This window comes from Streptomyces sp. NPDC087300 (genome assembly GCF_044744425.1).
Taxonomy (GTDB): domain Bacteria; phylum Actinomycetota; class Actinomycetes; order Streptomycetales; family Streptomycetaceae; genus Streptomyces.
The window spans coordinates 1-20,418 of the sequence record NZ_JBIUYI010000031.1; the positions used below are offsets into that span (position 1 = coordinate 1).

General features: G+C 69.1%; 18 protein-coding genes and 3 pseudogenes. 4 read left to right on the top strand and 17 right to left on the bottom strand.

The window, feature by feature from the left end; all coding sequences use genetic code 11:
* A pseudogene (locus ACIO9J_RS44385) lies at positions 1 to 1,038 on the top strand (hypothetical protein); the annotation flags it as partial.
* Between the two features lie 579 nt (positions 1,039 to 1,617).
* Here the strand turns inward: ACIO9J_RS44385 and ACIO9J_RS44390 are convergent.
* The 12 genes from ACIO9J_RS44390 to ACIO9J_RS44445 form a co-directional block, all read right to left on the bottom strand.
* Positions 1,618 to 5,226, bottom strand: a complete 3,609-nt coding sequence (locus ACIO9J_RS44390) for a LysM peptidoglycan-binding domain-containing protein (RefSeq protein ID WP_402011956.1) — start codon at positions 5,224 to 5,226, stop codon at positions 1,618 to 1,620.
* A 3-nt stretch (positions 5,227 to 5,229) separates the two neighbouring features.
* Positions 5,230 to 5,679: a TadE/TadG family type IV pilus assembly protein gene (locus ACIO9J_RS44395; protein ID WP_402011959.1), complete on the bottom strand. Its 450-nt coding sequence runs from the start codon at positions 5,677 to 5,679 to the stop codon at positions 5,230 to 5,232.
* Positions 5,679 to 6,128, bottom strand: coding sequence for a TadE family protein (locus ACIO9J_RS44400; RefSeq protein ID WP_402011962.1), 450 nt, complete (start codon positions 6,126 to 6,128; stop codon positions 5,679 to 5,681). The genes ACIO9J_RS44395 and ACIO9J_RS44400 overlap by 1 nt, the downstream gene beginning before the upstream one ends.
* A complete protein-coding gene (locus tag ACIO9J_RS44405; RefSeq protein ID WP_402011965.1) occupies positions 6,125 to 6,478 on the bottom strand; it encodes a TadE/TadG family type IV pilus assembly protein in 354 nt (117 codons plus the stop codon). The genes ACIO9J_RS44400 and ACIO9J_RS44405 overlap by 4 nt, the downstream gene beginning before the upstream one ends.
* A gap of 113 nt (positions 6,479 to 6,591) precedes the next feature.
* Positions 6,592 to 6,780, bottom strand: a complete 189-nt coding sequence (locus ACIO9J_RS44410) for a hypothetical protein (RefSeq protein ID WP_402011968.1) — start codon at positions 6,778 to 6,780, stop codon at positions 6,592 to 6,594.
* Between the two features lie 26 nt (positions 6,781 to 6,806).
* Complete coding sequence (locus tag ACIO9J_RS44415; RefSeq protein WP_402011971.1) at positions 6,807 to 7,703, bottom strand: type II secretion system F family protein; 897 nt, start codon at positions 7,701 to 7,703, stop codon at positions 6,807 to 6,809.
* Positions 7,700 to 8,614, bottom strand: coding sequence for a type II secretion system F family protein (locus tag ACIO9J_RS44420; RefSeq protein WP_402011974.1), 915 nt, complete (start codon positions 8,612 to 8,614; stop codon positions 7,700 to 7,702). Before ACIO9J_RS44420 ends, ACIO9J_RS44415 begins: the two co-directional genes overlap by 4 nt.
* Complete coding sequence (locus ACIO9J_RS44425; protein ID WP_402011976.1) at positions 8,615 to 10,165, bottom strand: CpaF family protein; 1,551 nt, start codon at positions 10,163 to 10,165, stop codon at positions 8,615 to 8,617.
* On the bottom strand, positions 10,158 to 11,048 hold the full coding sequence (locus ACIO9J_RS44430; protein ID WP_402011979.1) for a hypothetical protein: 891 nt from the start codon (positions 11,046 to 11,048) through the stop codon (positions 10,158 to 10,160). The genes ACIO9J_RS44425 and ACIO9J_RS44430 overlap by 8 nt, the downstream gene beginning before the upstream one ends.
* The gene (locus ACIO9J_RS44435; RefSeq protein WP_402011982.1) at positions 11,048 to 11,734 is read right to left on the bottom strand and encodes an SAF domain-containing protein; all 687 of its coding nucleotides are present in this window, start codon (positions 11,732 to 11,734) and stop codon (positions 11,048 to 11,050) included. The genes ACIO9J_RS44430 and ACIO9J_RS44435 overlap by 1 nt, the downstream gene beginning before the upstream one ends.
* A gap of 36 nt (positions 11,735 to 11,770) precedes the next feature.
* Positions 11,771 to 12,340 carry an ATP/GTP-binding protein gene (locus ACIO9J_RS44440; protein ID WP_402011985.1) on the bottom strand — a complete coding sequence of 190 codons (570 nt, stop codon included), beginning with the start codon at positions 12,338 to 12,340 and terminating at the stop codon, positions 11,771 to 11,773.
* Between the two features lie 323 nt (positions 12,341 to 12,663).
* Positions 12,664 to 13,284: a hypothetical protein gene (locus ACIO9J_RS44445; protein WP_402011988.1), complete on the bottom strand. Its 621-nt coding sequence runs from the start codon at positions 13,282 to 13,284 to the stop codon at positions 12,664 to 12,666.
* Between the two features lie 406 nt (positions 13,285 to 13,690).
* Here ACIO9J_RS44445 and ACIO9J_RS44450 point away from each other — a divergent pair, with 406 nt between their 5' ends.
* The gene (locus ACIO9J_RS44450; RefSeq protein ID WP_402011991.1) at positions 13,691 to 14,371 is read left to right on the top strand and encodes a hypothetical protein; all 681 of its coding nucleotides are present in this window, start codon (positions 13,691 to 13,693) and stop codon (positions 14,369 to 14,371) included.
* Between the two features lie 246 nt (positions 14,372 to 14,617).
* On the opposite strand, the gene ACIO9J_RS44455 is transcribed toward ACIO9J_RS44450, so the two are convergent.
* The 3 genes and pseudogenes from ACIO9J_RS44455 to ACIO9J_RS44465 form a co-directional block, all read right to left on the bottom strand.
* Positions 14,618 to 14,851, bottom strand: a complete 234-nt coding sequence (locus ACIO9J_RS44455; protein ID WP_402011993.1) for a hypothetical protein — start codon at positions 14,849 to 14,851, stop codon at positions 14,618 to 14,620.
* A gap of 90 nt (positions 14,852 to 14,941) precedes the next feature.
* On the bottom strand, positions 14,942 to 15,580 hold the full coding sequence (locus tag ACIO9J_RS44460; RefSeq protein WP_402011996.1) for a DUF6000 family protein: 639 nt from the start codon (positions 15,578 to 15,580) through the stop codon (positions 14,942 to 14,944).
* Positions 15,581 to 15,614: 34 nt separating this feature from the next.
* A pseudogene (locus tag ACIO9J_RS44465) lies at positions 15,615 to 16,919 on the bottom strand (ISKra4 family transposase); the annotation flags it as partial.
* A 592-nt stretch (positions 16,920 to 17,511) separates the two neighbouring features.
* Between ACIO9J_RS44465 and ACIO9J_RS44470 the strand changes: the two are divergent.
* Positions 17,512 to 18,738 carry an IS110 family transposase gene (locus tag ACIO9J_RS44470; RefSeq protein WP_402011999.1) on the top strand — a complete coding sequence of 409 codons (1,227 nt, stop codon included), beginning with the start codon at positions 17,512 to 17,514 and terminating at the stop codon, positions 18,736 to 18,738.
* Positions 18,739 to 18,788: 50 nt separating this feature from the next.
* Here the strand turns inward: ACIO9J_RS44470 and ACIO9J_RS44475 are convergent, their stop codons facing one another.
* Positions 18,789 to 19,331, bottom strand: a complete 543-nt coding sequence (locus ACIO9J_RS44475) for a hypothetical protein (RefSeq protein ID WP_402012002.1) — start codon at positions 19,329 to 19,331, stop codon at positions 18,789 to 18,791.
* A gap of 153 nt (positions 19,332 to 19,484) precedes the next feature.
* On the opposite strand from ACIO9J_RS44475, the gene ACIO9J_RS44480 reads away from it, so the two are divergent.
* Positions 19,485 to 20,027, top strand: a complete 543-nt coding sequence (locus ACIO9J_RS44480; protein ID WP_402012005.1) for a hypothetical protein — start codon at positions 19,485 to 19,487, stop codon at positions 20,025 to 20,027.
* Here the strand turns inward: ACIO9J_RS44480 and ACIO9J_RS44485 are convergent.
* Positions 19,997 to 20,418 (bottom strand): annotated as a pseudogene (locus tag ACIO9J_RS44485) (hypothetical protein); the annotation flags it as partial. The gene ACIO9J_RS44480 and the pseudogene ACIO9J_RS44485 sit on opposite strands and share 31 nt — an antisense overlap.

Sequence of the window (20,418 nt, forward strand, 5' to 3'; positions counted from 1 at the left end):
CCGCTGCGCCTCGCGCGCTTCGGCGTACCGCTCGCGGAGACCGCGCCCGCCGGCCTCGCCGCCGCCGGCATCGAGCCCGTCCTGCTGCCGCCCGCGCCGACACCCACCGCGGTGACCGCCGAACCGGCCGCGCAGCCCCAGGCCCAGCTGACCGCGGGCCCCACCGCACCCGCCGAGCCACACGCGTTCGCCACCGAGCGCGCCGCCCCGCAAGCCGTCTCCCGCCAGGAGATGGCGGGCCCCCGTGAGCAGGAACTGGACGCCAGTCCGGTTGAGATCACCGAGCAGTGGCTGTTCGACCTCTTCGTCGCCTACCAAGGCGGTGACCCGCAGTCTCAGTACCCGAGTTGGGACGAACTGACGGAGACCGCCGCCCTCTGGCACGGCGTCACCATCGCTGAGGACATGCCTCCCGCGGACCTCACGGCATTCGCCCGGTGGCACCAGGCCGGGCTCCCCGGGCGGCCGGCAGCCGCGCCCACCACACCGGTACCCGCACCCGCACCGGCACCAGCTGCTGAGGAGCACCCCTTCTTCGGCGCGCCCGCACCCCTCCCGACGCCCTTCACCTCGCCTGCCCCCGGGCTGGCTTCCGCGTCGGACACGAGCCCCGCACCGGACACAGCCCGCGCTGCGACTTCCGCCCAGCTGCCGATAACCGGAGCGGCTGCCGCAGTGGCCGCGGTGGGCCCGACCGGTCACGGAGAAGCGGTGGGTGACGCGATCCGCACCGCTGGCGCGCCGGCCACTGCCGGGGATCCTGCCGCGTCGTTGCCCACCGCCGGGCAGCTCGCGCTCGAAGCGGAGCCGGAAGCCGAGTCCAGCTCTGTGCGGACTCCGCAGCCCGCGGACGAGCGGGTGCGGGCGGCCGTGGAGCTGCTGTGCGGTGACCCCTCGTTGAGCGGGGCGGCCATCGCGCGGAAACTGAAGCTCTCTGAGCGCACGGGGCGGCGGGTAGCCGGCCGGGCACGGGCCTTCATCGAAGAGCAGCAGCGCGCGAAGTACGGGCCGCTCCAGTCGGTCCCGGCCCCGCGGTAGACGGCCCAGGTGACCGGTTAGTTGAATCACTGAAGTAACCGGCCACGGTAGGCGGCTATCTGAGGAGCGCTCACCACGACGGCTGCGCTGGCCGACTGGGCCGGACCGGCCAGCGGCCGCTGACCGCCCTGCCCCCGCTCGGCCACCGGCGTCAGACCGGTGTGTGCGCATGCCGCCCTGGCCTGACGGACCGGCAACCGGCGAGGCGGTCTGTCTGCCGCTCGGTTACCTCTGCCTCACCTGCTGGTATCCACTTGGCCGAGGGCGGTTACCCGGATTGGGTAGCCCGTGGCCGGCCGGTGCCGGGTGCCTGGTAGCGCGGCGGTAACCGGGTGGCCGGGCCCGCGAGGGCAAGGCCGTGCCCTGGCCGGTGGATGGCGCCCGGCCGCTGTGCCAGGTCCGCGGCGGGGCGGCTGATCTGGAGTCACCGGGCCGTCGTGGCCGGGCGGGTGAGAAACCGGCGGTCCGGTCCGCGACGTGCCCAGTGCAGCGGCGGGCCACCACCGGCCAAGATCATCTAAGGGTGGCCGCGGCGCGGCCGGTGGGCGGCCGCCTCTTAGGTGATCTTGGCCGGTGTGGTCACGCCTTGGCCATCAACTCATTGAGGATGTCCAGGGTCTCGTCCTCGGTCTCCGCACCGAGGCGGGTGTTGATGTCCTCCAACGCGTCTGCCGCCCGGGTCAGGGAGTCGTAGTCACCGAGTGCGGCGTAGGCCTGGAACAGGATCCGGTACAGGCTCTCGATCTCGGGGGCGACGTCCAGTCCCTTGGCGGCCGCCCACACGGCGCCGCGCGGGTCGCGCTCGTTCAGGCAGCGCTGGGCGAGCTCCTCGGCCGTGAGCACGATCTTGCTGAGCATGACCATCGCCAGGTGCTCGGCCCACCGGTAGCGGCGGCGGTCATCGCTCATGAAGGGCCGGCCGCGGACGAGTTCGAGGGCCTCGCGCAGTGCTCGTGTCCCGTGCGGGCCGCGATCGCCGCTGCCGGCCTCGGCGAGCGCGGTGAACTGGTGCCAGTCACAGGTGACCGTGGCGGCGAGGGCGTAGCGGGCGTCTTTGCTGGAGGGCAGTTTGGGCAGGAACGGATTGCCGTCGTCGTCGGTGCCCAAACGCGAGCGCAGCCGGCTGACGCACACATTGCGGTACTTGGTGTGTGCCTTGGTATCGACGTCTTTGTACGGCCAGATCGCCGCATCCAGCGGCTGGTGGTCCCGGCCCGGGTGCAGGACGAGCCAGGCCGCGAGCTCGGTGTTGGTGCGCTCCCGGTTGCTCTCCTTGTTCTCCCCGCGGGCCCCGAGGATGTCGACCGGCCCCAGGACGCGGATGACAGGACCGCTGGCGGTAACCCCCGGCCCCGGGAGCGGGACCTCACCGGACAGGGCGCAGGGCGCAGCCGGCTCCTGTCCGGTGGCGGGGGGCGCCGCGGGCGGCGGGAGCCGGATGCTGACCGCGGGGGTGCCGGGCTGCGCGGTCAGCGGGGACGCCGATACCGGCCGGACCGTGCTGGCGCCGGCGGCGTCCGCGTGCCACTGGTCCTCCGGCGGCAGGTCGAGCGGCCTGTCACCGGCCCGCTCCCTGTCCTCGTCGTTCTTGTCGTCTTCATTGTCTTCGTTGCCTTCGTCGCCTTCGTTGGTCTCGGCGCCCGTATCGGAGGCTGTGGCCGGGTCCTCGTAGGTGGCGAAGACCGCCAGGCTCGGCACCTCGCCTGGCTCTTCGGCCGGCCCAGCGTTCTTGGTCAGTACGACGGGGGCCGCGGTGCCCTGCGCGTCCTGTGGGGCAGGGGCGGGCTCCTGTGCGCTGTCGGCCGGTGGCCGGTGCGGGGCGAGCCAGGACTGATAGGTCTGCTCCGGTACGGCCTCGGCCCGGCTGCGGGCCAGGATGTCCAGGGCGGCCGTCCAGTCCTCATCGGACAGGGCCTGCAGATGGCAGTCGATGTCCCCACCGGGCACCGGCAGCCGTACCAGCCTGTCGGCCGCATCGACGTGCACGCTCCAGGAGGTCTGGGCCAGCTCGGCCGGCAGCTGACCGGATGTGATCAGTGCGGTGGCGCTGCGGGGTTGTTCGCTGACCAGTCCCGCCAGTTCGGTGAGCGCGGCCGCATCGTCCGCGCTTGGCTGGTCGGCCAGGATGAGGTGCGGGGTCCAGGCGGCCGCGGTGTCGGCCCCGGTCCGTGCCGCACGCAGTCCGTCGGCCTCCAGCACCGTGAACGCCTGCCGCTGTTCGCTGTGGTGAGCTCGTATGAGGGGCACCACGTGCGTCAGTGAGGGATGAGCGGTGACGCGTTCGGGAATCTCCGTGGCAAGTCCGGGAGCGGGCTTGCCGGTCAGGCTCACGTCAAGGTGGTGGGCGAACTCGCTGGTGGCCAGTTCCAGGGCCAGTGCCCGCTGGACCGCGCCACGGCCCGGGCCGGTCAGATGCAGGTGGCCGACCTGCTCCAAGTCGACCAGGACCAGCGCGCCGGCCGGGTCCCAGCCCAAACTCACGAGTGCGGGGTAGGGGTCTTCGATGCCCTCCACCTCGTGCGCCGGCAGCAGTTCCGGGCTGGATACGGGGCAGGCCCACCGGTGCAGGGAACCCGGCTCGGTGGTGAAGGGTGCCACGGCCGGGGCGGGACGCGCCAGGTGCAGCACAATCTCCTGCTCGCCCAGGAGTACGGCGGCCAGCGGCGGCAGGGCGGCCTGGGTGTCGCCGAGGTGGACGGCCATGGTCCGCAGGGCGCGGTCCAGCACGGAGGAATCCAGCGTCGCCTCGGCGACGCGCAAAGCGTGCTCGGTAGCCGCGGCCGGCTCATCGGGCAGGGCGACGGCCTGGCCGCGGCGCAGCCGCCGCAGCTGCTTGATCCGGCGTACGCCAAGGAGCGAGAGGAACCCGACGGCCAGGATGCCGGTCGCGCCCAGCCCGATGACCCAAGCCCGCTGCCCGTCGCCACTGTCCGCTCTCTCCTTGGCATCGGCTGCCGGGCCGGCCGGGGCGCTGGCAGCGGGTGAGGCGGGGGCCGGCTTGTCCGCGTGGCTTGGTGAGGGCGCCGGCTGCTGCGCTTCGCCGGACGGGCCCTCCGGGGCAGCGCTCGGGGCGGGAAGGTCTGGCTTGTCCGCGGGCTTGTCCGCGGGCTTGTCCGCGGGCTTGTCCGCGGGCTTGTCCGCGGGCTTGTCCGCGGGCTTGTCCGCGGGCTTGTCCGCGGGCTTGTCGTGGTCGGCGCTCGGCGGGTCCTGCTGCTTCCCGCCGTGGGCAGGAGGGGCGTGCTGATCGGTGCGGGGCAGGTCGAGCCGCTGGCCGGGGATGATCAGGTTGGGGTCGTTGAACGTGCCGCCGCCCGGCTGTGGTTCTCCCTTGTTGGCTTCGTACAGGTCGGGCCAGTCGGCGGGTTCGCCGTAGTGGCCGGCGATGGACCACAGGCTGTCGCCGGCTTCGACGGTGACGCTGCCCGGGCGCTTGGTGGTGCTGTCGTCCGCGGCGGTGTCCTTGGCCTCGTTGTCCTCGGCGGCCAGCGCGATCCTCGGCTGGCCCGGCGAGGAGGCGGGGTGGGTGGCGGGGGCGATGGGCCGGGCGTCGGCCGGCAGGCGCAGGACGGTGCCCGTGGGCAGGTAGCCGTCGCCCGTGGCGAGTTCGACGACGCCGGGGTTGAGCGTGGCGAGGTCCCGCCATCGCGTGCCGTCGCCGAGGTATTGCTCGGCCAGGTCCCACGGCGACTCCGTGGCGGAGGAAACCGTGTGCCGGAGCCCTTCACCGGCATGCGGTGCCGTGCTGGGTGAGCTGGCGGCGGGCTGGTGGCTCGTGGTGTGGGTGATGTTCACCGCGGCGGCCGGTGTGGTGCTGGCCGCGGAGGCGGCGGTCGGGGCGAGCAGCACGATCCCGCCGATGAGGAACGAGGCCAGGGACTGCATGCCGCCCAGGCCCCGGATCCGCGGTGCGGAGCGCCGGCGTACGACGGCGATGACTTCGACGAGGACGGAGTAGGCGAACGCGGCCCAGCCGACCCAGCCGATGCAGGTGAGCGCGGTCAGGAACAGGGTGCCGTCGTCCTGCTGGGCCAGCAGGCTGGTGCCGCCGGGCAGATCGGTGGGCTGCTTGCCAACGGCCAGGAGCAGGGCGGGGATCCCGGCGACCAGGACCACCAGGACGGCCAAGCCGAGCAGAGCGCGCAGCAGGACGCCGAGCGTGCGCAGCGGTGCGGGGGTGCGGTGGGCCACGGCTCAGCCTCCAGCTTGGGTCTGCAGATGTGCGGTCGCGGTGCCACTCACACCGATGGAGCCCTTGCCGACCAGCTGCGCGAAGTAGGTGTCGTAGGTGTCGTGCACGGTCACCGTCATGGTCTTCCCGTCGTCGGTGATGGCGACGGTGCCCTGGACGCCCTCGGCGGCCAGGTAGTCCTGGGCGGCGGCCTGCGCGGCGCCGGGATCGATGGTGATCGCGGTGCCCTCGATGGCCTGGCCGGGGTCGAGTTGCTGTCCGGCGGTGCGCGCGGCCTCCTGGGCCAGTGAGGTGGCCCGGTTGCTCGCGTTCAGCGCGCCGCCACCGTCCACGAGCAGGCCCATCACCAAGAGGACCGCCACGCTGGTGAGGGCGAAGAACAGCGACATGGAACCGCGGTCACGGTCAGCAAGCGCGGCGCGGCGGCACGTCAGCCGGACACGGGTGGCCATCAGCGGGCCCGGTAGGTGTCGATGGGACTGGTCCAGGTAGAAGTGATCGTCTTGGCGCCGGGCAGGCCAGGCAGGGCGATGTCATCCAGGCGCGCGGTGCAGGAGATGGTCGCCGTCACGGTGGCGATCTCACCCACACCGGAGGCGTAGCCGGAGGCGTCGATGGCGACGTCGGAGGTGGTGCAGGTGACGCCTTCGCCGTTCAGGCTACGGTCCGCCGCTGCCCGGGCCTGAGACTGGGCGCTGCCCGCGTCACGCTCCAGGGACGCGGCGCGCGCGGCCGCGTGGGCCGCGGAGTCCACGGCACCCTCCGCGTCGGTGACCCGCCCGAAGGCGATCATCAGACCGAGGATGGCGATCAGGACCGGCGCCAGCACAGCGGTTTCCAGCGCGTAGCTGCCCCGGTCACCGCCCAGTTCACACCGCCATACGCGCCGACGGGCCCTCACGGGTTGGTCCAGCGCTCGATGGGCCCGTCGGCATGCTGGCTGACGTGGAGCGTCAGGCCGGGGACAAGAGTGGCGACGTCGCCGGTGACAGTGACACGGATCCGCTCCGGGCCACTGCCCGAGGTGGAGACCTGCGCGCCGCGCACGGAGTTACCGAACTTCGCAAGATAGTCCTGGGCCTGCGCGGCGCCATCGGCCTCGCTCGCACCGAACTGCCGCCCGGTATCAACGCCTTGGCGGGCGGCGGACTGAGCGACCTTGCGGGCGTGATAGTAGAAGCCGACCTGAATGGTAGTGAAGGCAAGCATCAGCACGACCAAGGCCAGCGTCGCCAGCTCCACACTGCCCACACCGCGGTCCTCACGTCGCAGCCGTGCAAGGACATCCCACCCTCGGCGTCCCACCGTGCGCCCTGCCACCCCGCTACTCCTCACCGTCTTCACACCCGTACCGGTATCCGCTCTCAGCCGCCGTTGATGATGCCGATCTTCTCGCCCAGCTTGGTGCGCAGCGCGGCCACCAAAAGCCCGGCCCCCACCAGGAGCGCGCCGGCGATGACGGCGAGTTCGGTGCTGGTGGCTCCGGCCTCACGGGCGGTGCGCAGCCGCTCGTAGCGGCCGCGGATCCACACCGTCAGCATCTGGATGTCCATGAGCTCGTTCTCCCTTGTCCTGTCGATCAGCTGGCGAGAATGGTGTTGACGATGGGCACCATGACGAAGGCGAGCATGAGGATCACGCCAAGCGTCACGGGCAGCACCATCGCCGCGGAGGCCTCATTCGCCTGGGCCTTGGAGTCAGACAGCAGCGCGATACGCAGCTGACGGGCCTGGGCCTGCAAAGTGGTGTAAACGGCGGCGCCATCCCCGGCCAGCGCCAAGGTGTCGGCGGGTCGCGCCAGTTCGGGGATGTCCAGTTCCTCGCCGAGCTGACGCAATGCCTCCCAGGCGGTGACGCCGGCGAGCTCGGCATGGTCGAAGACCTGCCGCATCCGCTGGAAAATCCACCCGTCACCCACCTCGGCGGTCTGCGTCAAGGCCTGCGCCGCACCGCTGTTGGCGATGCGGGCCAGCGCGACCCGCTCCAGGTAGGAGGCGGCGGCATGCCGCACGATCAGGCGCGCCGCGGCCGCCTCCCGCCGCACATCCCGGCCCGGCCCCAACCAGAACAGCGCCCCCAGGACCAGGGAGATCACAGCGGGGACCGCGAACGGCAGCGCGGCGCCGGACAAGGCAAGCAAGGCCTGCAACAACTGCGGAAAGAGCAGCCCATACAACGCGAACAGCACCCGGCGGCCCAGATGTTCGGCCGGAGAGATCCGCAGCAGGTCCAAGTCCTTGTAGGGCAGACTCACCCGGGATCCGAGCCCGTCCATCATCCGGGAGCCGACCTTGTAGGCGAGTACATCGGTCCCCTGGGTGGGGGCGGCGCCGAGGATGGGAGTGCGAACGTGGCGGGCATCGAGCCGGTCCAGGACGCTGGCCAGATCGGGACGAGCGGGCCAGGCCGCACGGACCGCGAGCCCGATCAGCACACCGGAAGCCGCGGCGGGCAGCACCGCGTCCATCGCAATCATCGAGTGCCTCCCGGCGCGGCCAGCTCGGCGGGCAGCGGCTCCAGCAGACGCGGATCGGGCTGCGTGCGCGCGATCCGGCGCAACCAGCCCAGCGTCCAAGCGAACGCGCCCCCCAAGCCGGCCAGGACGAACTGCCCCACCGGGGACGCGTACCAGCCCGACCACGCCTTGTTGAGCATGCAGCCCATCACAACGACACAGATGACCACGGACACCTGACGCGAACTCTTACGCACCGAGGCACGGTCGGCCTCGACCCCACGAGCATCAGCGGCCTGCTGATGGATGGTCACCGCCAGCGCCTCCAGCGCGTCAGAAAGACCGGGCCCCTTATACACGGCGTGAGACTGGAAGAGCAGGACAACATGGTCGCTGACCCCGTCGGCGAGCTCATCGGCGAAGTACGCGAAGGCCAACCGGGCGTCCATGCCCGAGCGCAGCCGCTCGGCGAGCACCTGCACATTCGCCGCGATCGGCGCCGGGGCCGCCTTGGCCGAGGCCCGGATCGTCTGAGCGAGCGAAATGCCCGCGGTGTGCACACCAGCCAGATGGTTGAGCCACTGCCCCAGCGCCTCCAGGCGCTCGATGCGAGCCTGCGCGGCCCCGCCCGGATGCAGGACAAACGGCAGGCCCAGCACCGCGGCCCCGGCGAGCAGACCGTGCACCGGCCACCCGCTGTAGGCCCACACGCCCAGCGTCACGACGGCGGCTACGGCCACCAGGTGGCGCCAGCGGCGCCGCCAGGCCTCGGGCAGTTCCGACTTGGCGCGCCGTGCCCTCGCGGCCAGCCGCGAGGGCGGCTTGACCGGATCCAGGATGCGGCCGCGCGCTTCCCGCACGGCGGCCACGACGGCGGCCACGACCAGCGCCGCGCAGCAGGCGGCCAGCAGGGCGAGTTGTTGGAGCGTCATCTACGGCCTCACCGTCTGCAGCGGCGGCCCCCACGCGCCGCCGGGATTGTCGGCCAGCCAGCGGCGGTCGAACTGGCCAGTGCGTTCCAGGTCCTCGATGAAGGACGGCATGTTGGAGAAGACCGCGCGCCGCTCACCGGCGGTGGGAGCGAACAGTTCGGTGGTGGTGGGCCGCCCGGCCTCGCCGACGACGTCGTGGACCTCATAGAGGTGCGACACGAAACGATGACGCCTGCCGCCCAGCCCGGTCTCGTCCAGATAGCTGAGGTAGACGACCACATCGACAGAAGAGGCGATGAGGTGATGCGCCGCCTCGGTGGCCATACCCGCCTCGGTGCACAGCTGGACCAGCCTGCTGACAATGGCGTGCGGCCGCCGCACGTGCATGGTGCACATCGAACCGGACCCGCCCGCGGACATCGCCTGCAACATCGGCACGATCTCGGTGGAGCGAACCTCACCGACGATCACGCGAGACGCGTTATAGCGCAACGCGGTCGCGAACATGTCGGAGATGGTGACCTCACCAGCCCGATCCCCGCCGCGGACCTCGCCATTGGACTGGCGCGCCTCAAAGGCAAAGGTGACCGGGCCGGGCCTGGTCGGGTGCGGCTGGTCCAGATACAACTCACGGTCGGACTCCAGCGTCACCAGCCGTTCGGAGGGCGGAATCTCCCGGCCCAGCGCCCGCAGCAACGTGGTCTTGCCCGCACCCATGTCACCGACGACCAACACATTCAGCCGGGCCAGCACACACGTGATGAGGAACCGCTCGACCATCGGGTTCAAAGCGCCCCACCGTACGAGGTCGGCGGTGCCATCGTCCTTGATGCGGTGCTTGCGGATCACGACCGAAGGCCGGGTGGTGAGCAAGGACGCGGTAACGCGGGAGCCGTCCGGCATCCGAAAGCCGACCATCGGGGTGGCCTGGGTCAAGGAGCGCTCGCCGTGCCCCGACAGCCCCGCCATCCGGTTGACCCAGGTGATCAGTTCGTCGTGGGAACCCGCCACCTTCTCCAGCGTGCGGCGCGGCTTGTCGTAGTACTCCACGTGCGCGGTGGTGCCGTCCACCATGACGTCCTCGACGCCGTCCTCATCGAGCAAGGACTGCAGCCGCCCACCGCGATACATGGAATCGAACACGGCCGTCGCGATGCGCTTCTCATCATCCGCGGACAGCGGGACGTTGCCCTCGGCGTGCTTGACGGCCCACCCCGCCACCGCCGACGTCGCCAGCGAGCGGGCCAGCGCACGCCGGTCAGCCTCCTCCAGGGTGCGCTCAGGATCACGCTTGCTCAGCTCGGCGGAAACCTCGCCCTGCAAAGACTCAATCACGTCCCACCCGCACGGCAACTGACCCGGCAAATCAGCGAGACGCGGCACCACACCCGCACCGGCCACCGCCGATACAGGCGCCACCGGGTGCGCTTGAGCAGGCCCCGGAGCCACCGGCCCACGACGCTGACCCAGACGCTGATTGAGGAGATGAGCAAGCTCATCGCGCCCCATGACCTGCGGGGCCTCACCGGGACGCTGATGCGTGTCAGCCACGACGGCCCACCCGATGCTGCGTCAGCCGCTGCAACACACCAGCCAGCTGCGGCTCAGGAGACTGAACGGGGAACTCCTGCTGAATACGACGCCGTTGGGCCACCGCCTCCAGCTGCTCAGTCGCGGTACGCGCATGCCGTAACAAATCACTGCGCGCATACCCACGCGGAGGAGCACCCCCCTCAGCCATAAAGTCAGCCGCCGACGCATCCCACGGCAACGCCGCCAAAACCGGCGTCCTGAGCGCGTCGGCGATCTGGTGCGTGGTGTAACCGCGGCCACGGTTCGCGGCCTCCCGCTCGATGACCAACAGCCCCAACGCGGAAGACCCAGTGCCCCGCTCATCAAGCTCGGCGCGCAGCGGCTCGATCAGGTGCCGGGTCAGGGACAACGATGCCTCGATATTGCGGACCACGAGCAGCACCAGATCGGCCTGGTGGATGAGCGGAGCCGGGGTCAGGGTCGGATGCAAACGCCCGGAGGCGACGGCCAGACGGCCCGCGTCGACGAACACATCGTGCCCCGCGTCGTGCGCGAGAACATGCAGCACATCCGAGAGCGAAGGCCAGGTCCGATCCAGCGCCGCGGCCTGCGCCGGATCAGTCAGGCCAGGCAGGACCTTGCGGTTCCCGGCCTCGTCTACGGGCCACAAGTGCGAGGCGAACGCCTGGGCCAAGGCCTCGGGGCCGACGCGTTCGGCGGCCGCCAGGTGATAGAGACCGAAACCGGCATTCACCTGCCCCTGCAGGAACCCGGCGCGCAGGGTGCCACCCTTGGGATCACACTCGGCGAGCAGGCTGGGGCGGGAAGAAGCGAGGGTAAGGGCGAGGGCGGAGCTGGTGACGCCGCACGAGGCGGCGCTGGCCAGGACGGTGACCGGCATCAGCTGCTCCGCGGTTCACGGACCAGCGCGATCCGCCCGGCGGCGGACCGTGTGGCCAGCTGCGGACCGTCGGTGGTGGCCACGGCGAGGTTGACCACAACCGTGCCGGTGGCATCCGGACGGGACACCGACACCACCGTGGCGTCAATGGTGGACGGCGGTGCATCGGCGTCCTTGCCGCCCTCATCACCCTGCGCGGGCGTGGTCACCGCGAGGACCTTGTCGCCCGGGGCGAGGGAGCCCGCGGGTGCCTGGCCGCGCTTGACCTGGACGCCAACCTGCTGCTTGTCATCACCCAGCCCGGTGCCGGCCGCGACCTGCGAGGCCGTCAGCAAGCCGCCCTTACGCAGCTCGACAGCCGCCCGCTTCCCGATCAGACCAGCCTTGTCACCCGCCGGAACCGGAGCGATCACGGAGTCCGCGGACACCTCGGCAATCGTGAGATCCGCCGCGGTCAACCTCTGCCCAACAGGCACATCACGGGCGATCGCCACCACCTTGGCCCGGTCACCAGCCGACGTGACAGCGGCCGCCGCTCCCAACGCGCACACGACGGCCAGCACCACGCACAGGGCCACCACCGACCAGCGGCGTTCCCGCTTGACCGGCGGTGTGGTGGTGACGGGCAGGTCAGGCCGGGACGGGGCAGCCGGGCGCGGTACGGCCGGCGCGGCAGGGGTTTCCATGACGGGCGTGCCTCTCGAGTCTTCGTACGTACGCAGTTAGTTGAGGACCTGAACCTCAGCGACGGTGATGTCCACGTCGCTGTCACGGAGCTCGGTCAGCTCACCGGTCTCGCCTCCCCCACCGGTGACCTCCCAGTCGATGGACCAAGTGGAGGTCGCGGTGACGTGGTACTTCCCGGACGGCTCCCTGGTGGAGGGCTGGGTGTAGCGGTGGCCGCAGTCGGGGGAGTTCTTCTTCCCATACGCCCTCTTGTATGGCGTACCCGCGCTGTTGCAGGTAACGGTGGTGTCGTCGCCCATCCGCCACACGATCTTGGAGACCTTCGCGGTCGCGGTCACGGTGATGCCACCAGCCGACGCGGAGGCGGAGTTGGGGCCGTAGGTCTCGGCACCCTTCGCCGTCCACATCCACACCGGCATCCCCACCACGCCCTTGCCTCCCGGCCTCGGCGTAATCCCGATCGCCGGACCGCGCAACGTCATCTTGTCCACGGCCTCCTGCGCCAGCTGCGCCGGATCCACCTCGACGACCGGGGCCTGAGGAGCCCAGAACGTCTGCGGCGCGCCTACCAGACCGCCAACAAGGAAGTTCCCGGCGGCGGCCATGGCGGGACAGGTGCGGGTGTAGATCGCGCCCTCACTGGGGTCACGCCCGCCCCACGCGGCACTGCCCGCAGGGGGTTGCGGAGACATCTTGGTGACAAAGCAAGGGCCAGGGACGTTCGGCTTCCCGCCTCCCTTTGCACTCGGCTTGCCCGCTGGCCTCTGGTGACTTGCCCCGGGCGTGCCCGCGACACCGCTTCCAACACAGAAGTTGAGCACCGAACAGGAACCGACGTTCGGCTTCGGGTCGGGCTTGGCCGTAGCCAGGGCGGTACCGGTGCATCCAAGTAGCAGCGTGGCCGAGGTGATGGCCAGGACGCGCTTGCTCAGCATGCGCGGTCTTGGGGCTGTACTTCCAGGATGACCCATTGCTTCCCCCACCTCTCTGCGGTCACGCTGTTCACGTACTTGGTGCGCCGGTCCTTGGGAAGCTCGACCAGTTCCTCGGTCTTGCGGTCGATCAGGTCCCACTTTGAGATGTCGAGGCAGTCGGAGATCTTGGCCATCGGGACCTTCTTCTCCAGGTCCAGGCTCGCGATCTGCGGGTCGAGCGTGGGCTTGTTGCGCGTGATCTGCCCGAGCTTCTGCAGATTCATCACGTCGGCTTGAACCTGCCCCAGAGCGTTGCCCTTGACGTATGACTTCATCCGGCTGCCCTTGAGGCTGGCCTTGCTGTACGCCGTGGCCTTCTCATCCCAGTACCGTTGGTACGTGTCGAGTACCGCCTTCTCGGCGGCCGTCTTGGGGTCCGCGGAAGAAGGAGTCGCGGAGGGGGACGGGGCCGCGGAGCTGGGCTTGTCCTGTGAGGGCGTCGCCTCGGCGGAGTCGCTGTCGCTGCTGCAGCCGGCCAGCGTGATGACTGCGCATCCAGCGAGGGCCATTGCGGCGCATCGGTTTCGGATGCGAACAACAGAAAGCCCTGCCTCGGGTCGTTCTGCTCCTGACACGGTGCCTCCCCGTACGGCATGGGATGAGTGAGCCGCAGAACAGGGCCTACCTGGCGGGGAGTTGCCCCGCAGAGCCTGGTCGAGCTGCGGCGAAGTGGTCTCAGTAGCCAGGAGGTTACGCATATGCCCACCAAGTTCCCAGTCACTTCCGGGAGTTCACACGAACAACTCAGGATGTACCTGGTCACAAGCTGATGTTGATGTCGACAAGTTGTCCTGTGCACACGTGATCTCTTCTCGACGTCAGTGAGGCCAGCCGGCCCTCACTGACGGAAGGGGACCCGCCAGACCCTTGATGTGACACCAGGGGAAGAAACTTCTGCCCCCGGCGTGGTCGGCAGCCGAGGAAAATGACCTTCACAGAGCCGCACGTTCGCCGTGAACAGCCGTACCGGAGAATGCTGACATGGACGAGTACACGGACGAGGAACCTGAACGCTACCCGGTCGAGTTCGCCAGTGGCACGGCCGCTTCGGTCCAGAAGCGGCGTTCCTACCGCGATCGCGAGCGCCATGACATAGAACCCGAACTGCCCGGCTGGCCCCCTGGAAAACCGTTCGCGGTGCGCGGGTTCTTCGGCAAGGTCGGACAGCACGCCCTCGATGTCGTCACCACGCTCCTGTTGCTGCCGCTGCGCATCCTCGCCGGCGCCCTGGGCGGCTACTCCACGCCCGACAAGCGCGGGCCGCTGGAGGACCGGGCCAACGAGGTCGAGGACTTTCCCGTCATGTGGGCGGGCGAGGGCGAGACCGCTCGCACCCTTCCCTGGCAGCTGGATCCGTCCCGGCGCCCCTGGCCCATGGTGACCGAACTTGAGATCGACGAGGCCGAGGACCTCGTGCGCATCACCGCGTACGTGGACACCGCGCGAGGTAGCCGGTTCCTCGAATGGGGCGGCGGCAGCAAGGTGCCTGGATCCGAGGCTGTTCTGTGGTCGGTGTCCCGGCAAGAGATCGCGAGCGCGGCGGTCAAGCGCTTCAGCATGGCCGAGTCCGACTTCACGATTGCCTTCCGGGACGGCTCCTGGGCGCGGCTGGAAACCTCAGCGCACGTCGCTGCGAAGCTCGTCGCCCGCCTTACCCCATAGCCATGAACATCTGCCCCAGCACCGCAAGGAACGCGCCCCACGGGCGACGATCGTGCTCGCGACCAGACGCATGGGCTACTCGTCACTACATGGCCCTCACATCAGCCATCAGATAGGGATCAGCAACGGTGACCCCGCAGGGACGCGTCCAACTGCCCCACAACCAATCCACGTTCACTGGAGGCGCTCCTCGAACGCTCGCTTCCCTACCGGGCGTCTGGGGTGACCGGATCCAGCTGGATCCGGTCAAACAGCCGGCGTGGAGCAGTTGTGGCGGTCTTCGGAGGTACCGGCGAAGCCTTTGAGGACCCGGTCCAGGTTGCGCTGACTTACGGACGCCTGAAATCCATCGATCACGTAATAGGCCTCACCAACAGCGCCGGGACAAGTCGCCTTGAACGGGCGCGCTTCGCGGTGCGTTTTATAGCGGCGATCGTAGTAGCGCTCTCGCTCAGAACGTGGACCATAGTAGGCCGCCAAACGGTAAGGGTGCGGATCCTCTGAAGTGATGGGCTGGTCGTTGCTGGGTGCAGACTCGGTGCCACCAGATCCGACGCGAGGGTGCGTGGGCTATCCGGTTGGGCGTGGCTCTGCGCATTCATCGACGAAGGCACAGAGTCGGCGGATCAGGCTCAAATAGGTGGTGTCCGTGTCGGTGTGCTGTCCACCGGATCTGCCCCGGAGCCACTGATGCCACAGGCCGTCTGGTGACAGGAAGCGGGCGGCCTTCTTGTCACCGAGGTTCAGGTCGATGTACCGGAGGGCGCTCATGGCCACGAGCTGGTCATAGTTGAGGTCGGGGCGGCGCAGGTAGCGGTCAAGGTAGGCGGTCAAGTGGTTGGCGTCGTCCGGTGTGCCGAAGCCAGCCAGGGTTACGCAGTACGCCAGGCCGACGCAGCAGACCTCGCTGGCCAGCAGAAGCTCCCCGATGCGCTCACGGAACTCGGCTCGGCGGGACACGGCGATGAGCCAGGCGGCGGTTCGTCGCTCACGCCATCCGCCCTCAAGAAGAGTGTCGAGTTCATGTGCGGTGATGAGCTTGGCGTCCTCGGCGAGACGTCGCGCGAATCGGTCGTACTCAGTTTCTTCGAAGCGCAACAGACCGCCGCCGAGTTTGAGATAGCGGCGCTCGGGCGTGACATAGCGGCGGATCAAGTCCCGCAGTTCGGCATCTTCATCGGCATAGCCCACCACAGGATCCTGGCTCACGGAGGGCTATCGGACCAGCCATTTCGGCGCGGCATCAAGCAACGAGGCTGTAGTTCTGCTGGTCGCGGCTGGGGTAGAGGCGTTGATGCTCGCGGGCCGCGTGGAAGATCCAGTAGCTCTCGAAGTCCCCATTCGTGATCAGTGCGCGGAGTTGGAGGACGGCTTCGGCACCGTCGAGTCCCCAGCGGGCGCCGGTGATGTCGAGGCGGTCGGCGATCAGATGTCGGCAGGCGCCTTCGACGGCGCCAGTAGCGATCGGCCAGCCGGCCGCGAGGGCGGTGTCGTAGTGGAGTTGGTCGAGATGGCCGGTGAGGTAGCGGTGGCACGTAGTAACGGCCTCGCGGCGGGCTGCAGGAAGTTGTTCGGCTGCGGCCTGGGCGGTCATCTCGATGGCGGCGCGCTCCGCGTGTCCGGCAAGGATCGCGGTGAGTTTGTCCGCGGCCCAGGTTTCGGCCTCGCGGCTGCCGACCGGATGGAAGGCGTGCGCGGCCGTCCATGTGTACTCGGCGACGTGCACGAAGTCGAGCAGGATGTTCAGGTGGATGCCGCGGCGGGCGGCTTCACCTTGAATCAAATCGAGTTGGTGGCGGGCGCCGTCGACCAGGACGATCCAGTTCCGCAGATGCTGCGGGTCGCGGGATGCGGCCTGGGCGAAGGCGTCGGCGACGACCTGTTCCGGCGGGCGGATCACCGAGGCGGTGCACCATTTCCGTATCGCTTTCGGGCCCTGTCGTGGCGGCCGGGTTTCGCTGCGGCCGCCGGGCGGGTGGACGATGTCGTGCGGCCGACGTGGGGCCGGAACAACATCGAAGACGCAGGCCACCGTGGCCATGCGCTTGCGGTTGGGCTTCTCACCCGGGGCCAGGCGTCCGCGGCGGCCGGCCGCCGCGCTCTTGGCCGCAGCGCGGCGGGTGGCCTCGCGCAGGGCCTCGGGGCGCATCACCACGCCCTTGCTGTCGACCTGAATGACCAGCGGCATCCCGCGGGTACACGGGGTGGGGATCTTCGCCGAGTAGTAGGCGGCGATGTCGACCGCGGATGCGACCACCAGTTCCTTGAGACGGCGCTTGCCCAGCACCTTCCCGCACCACCGCTCGATCGCAGCGGCGGCCTGGTCGAACGAGCCTCTCACCGCTTCCAGGACCGCAAGGCGGGCCAGACCACGTGAGTGCCGGCCCGCGGGCAGCGACAACGCTTCGTCCGCCGGATGCACGTTGGTAACACCCCGGCCGCGATAGGCGATCCGGGTTACCCGCACGGGTCCGAATACACAGGTCAGCAGGCGGCGGTGGCCCCGCTCCCGCCAGGCCCGAGGCTGTCCTTCCGGGCCGAGTACCAACGGCTGCCGGCCTAATCCCTTGTTAAGGACGTTCCGATGGGGGCGGTTGCTCCCTAGACGTTCGAGCGCCGGATCGTGACATCTAGTGGCTGCCGGGCGGGCAACGCCTCGCTTTAGACAGGTGCATGGTCCTGGTGCTCATGGTGGTGGCGGTCGCGTGGGCGCCGGGCGGATGCCTTCAGTAGTCCAGGCGAAGACGCCTTTAGGCGAGATCGGTAGCGCTCGGCGCCTTCGTGGCCGCCACCACCAAAGAGATCAATGGCCGTGGGCGTCGAGCGGACGTCTTGTTGGCACCAGACCCGTGAGGTCCCTTCGAAGAGGGGCGACGCTCGACACCTTCTGCCGTCAACACCCATCACTTGATCACTCGTTGGTGTTGGTGGTGCGAGCCCACCACATGGTGACTCCTTGATGCGCCCGAGCCGCTTGAGCTCCCGCGGAGACCGGGGCCCGTGGGGTGCGCTGGTGCCACGAACGGCTAGTGAGGTGGAGGCACATCCGCTTGGCGGTTGATGCCTGGGATTAGGTCGCTCGCGTGGCCCGCATGCGCTCGTGACCAGCGCAAACACCTGCACATTGGGAGGGAACTGTCTTGATTTACTGCGGAATCGACTGGGCGGAACGGACCCATGATGTCGCCCTAGTCAACGACACTGGCGCGTTAGTGGCCAAGCGGCACATCAGCGACGATGCAGCTGGCTACCAGCTGCTTCTGGAGCTGCTTGCCGAGCACGGCGACACCGAAGAGACCCCGATCCCGGTTGCCATCGAGACGTCCCGCGGTCTGCTGGTCGCGGTGCTCCGGACTGGGAAGCGGAAGGTGTTCGCGATCAACCCGATGGCCGCTGCCCGCTACCGCGACCGGCACTCCGTCTCCCGCAAGAAGTCCGACCCGGGCGATGCTCTGGTCCTGGCGAACATCCTGCGCACCGACATGCACGCCCACCGCCCGTTGCCTGACGACAGCGACCTCGGCAGGGCCATCGCCGTACTCGCCCGCGCTCAGCAGGACTCTCTCTGGAATCGGCAGCAGCTCGCCAACCAGCTCCGCTCTCTCCTGCGCGAGTACTACCCGTCCGCGCTGGAAGCCTTCGCCACCTGGGCCAACGGCCTGTGCCGTCCAGAGGCCCGTGAACTCCTCAAGGTCGCCCCGACCCCCAGCCGGGCCGCCAAGCTGACCCGCACCCAGCTCCAGGCCGCCCTTAAGCGGGCCAGCCGCAAGCGTGGCATCGCGGCCGAGGCCGACCGCCTGCGTGACGTCTTCCGCGCCGAGTGGGCCCACCAGCCTCCGCTCGTCGAGGACGCGCTCGGCAAGCAGATGCTCGCCCTCCTCATCCAGCTGGACGCTGCCTGCACCGCCGCCGACGACCTCGCCGAGGCGGTGGAACAGACGTTCCCTCGGCATCCGGACGCCGAGATCCTGCTGAGCTTCCCCGGGCTTGGCATCCAGCTCGCCGCCCGGATCCTGGGTGAGATCGGGGACGACCACACCCGCTTCGCCGACGCCCGCGGCCTCAAGGCATACGCAGGCTCCTCGCCCGTCACCAGAGCCTCGGGCAAGAAGTCGTCCATCACGCGGCGGTGGGTGAAAAACGACCGGCTCAACCACGCCGGCTACCTCTGGGCGTTCGCCTCGCTCCGGGCCTCCGCCGGAGCCAACGCCCACTACCGGCGCCGACGCGAACACGGAGACTGGCACGCCGCCGCCCAGCGCAACCTCTTCAACCGCATGATCGGCCAGCTCTTCCACTGCCTCCAACACCACAAGCCGTTCGACGAGAACACCGCCTACCCCACTGAACTCGCCGTCGCAGCTTGACGCGTTGGCATCGTGAGGTGTCTTCGAATCTACGGAGAAGAGCCCCTTGGTCACTGGGAGTTGGGCCGGTCTCGCCCTGGCCCTTGCCGAGCGAGGGTGAAGTGTCCCGGCGTGTCCTCGTCCAGCCAGCCCCGTTCCACCAGTCGCTTCAGCTTTCCCCGGGTTCCCTCAATCTTCCCGGTCGTCGTCGGAAGGCCGATCCGCGGCACGATCTGCTTGGCCTGCACCGGTCCGGGCGCATCAGCGATGATCTCCACGATGTCCCGGTAGATGTCCGGCAACACCGCCACGACCAGCCCTTCACGCCACGGCGGGACCATCATCACCCCGACACCATGGGGCACCGACGATGCGTCTATCTCCGGCACACCCCCTGCAGCCGCGTCCGGTTCGGCTTCCGCGGCCGACAGCTCCGTCAGTACCTGCGCGACGGTCTCCCGCGTGATCTCCAACCGCGAAAGGTCCCCTCGAGCCTTCTCCAACCGCAAGGCCAACTCGGCCGATTCAGCCTGGAGTTCCTCCACCCGCCGCCGAGCAGCGTCCTCCCGGGCCTGAAGCTCTTCCGGCAACGAGACCATGGCGCCCACCTCCACACCGCCACGTTAGAAGCAAGCCGCCGCCTCTCATACTGTCAATCAGCGTCTTTCCAGGTCAGCCATACCAAGAGGGATCACACTTGAACTCGTTGGTGCTGCTGCGGCGGGGGTGCGACGCTGCAGTCCCCAGGCATTGACGGAGAAGACCAGATGACACACGACGAGGCACTCAAGCAGCTCAGCCATATCGCGCGTGAGCGGGCATTCGGAAGGCATGTCGGATCCGATCGCCTCATTCAGGCCGGGGTGGACGCCCTGATCGCCGGAGTGGAGAGTCCCTCACTCGCCATGCTGGCGGGCCTCCTTCGAAGCGAGGAGCCCGAAGCGCCGGAACTCTTCGACCACGTACTCGAGGAGCTGGGACTCGCCTTTCACCCGCCGGCCGAACCCCGGGCCGCAAAGTGGGCGATGGCCTACTGGATCGCCGGCCAGATCGCGGACGGGTCACTCGATCCCGCCACCGGCACACACCTCATCTGGGCAGACGTCGCCTACGACCTCGGGTACCCCGAAGAATTGGAGCCCCTCGTCCACTGCGCGATCAACCTGGACGGCTGGGAAGAGAGCTGGGGCGTTTCACGAGAACGGCTCAGCCAAGAAGCAGTCGAAGCGGCCAACCAGTTCCTGAGCAACCGACCCGAGCACTGCCCCCAGGACGGGCATCACTTCAAAGGATCCGCACCCAAACGGTAATGGCCCGGCTTGCCTATCCAGGCCGTGCACTCCTCGGCCAAGGCTCCCGCCGGCATCTCCGAGACGGCGGTGATGCGGAGACTTCGGACCTGTGAGGCTGAGAACACACCCTTGCAGGTTCCTGTGGCCTTCGCGGGGGACCGTTCTTCAGACTCCGAGCGATCCAAAGCGGGCAGGCGCTCACCGAGCTTGCCGTCGCAGTTGAAACCTGCGGCAGCCTTGCGTGCTGTTTCGGTTGCCACCCGTGCCACCTGAAGCTGCTGGCGCGGGCTGATGTCGCGATTGTTCGCGGTAACGCTAGAGGTTGTCCCGTAACCGGTGGGGCGGTTGGTGCGTTGGCTGGGCATGGGTGGGGTGATCTCAGCGGATGATCCGAAGTGGATCCAGCCGT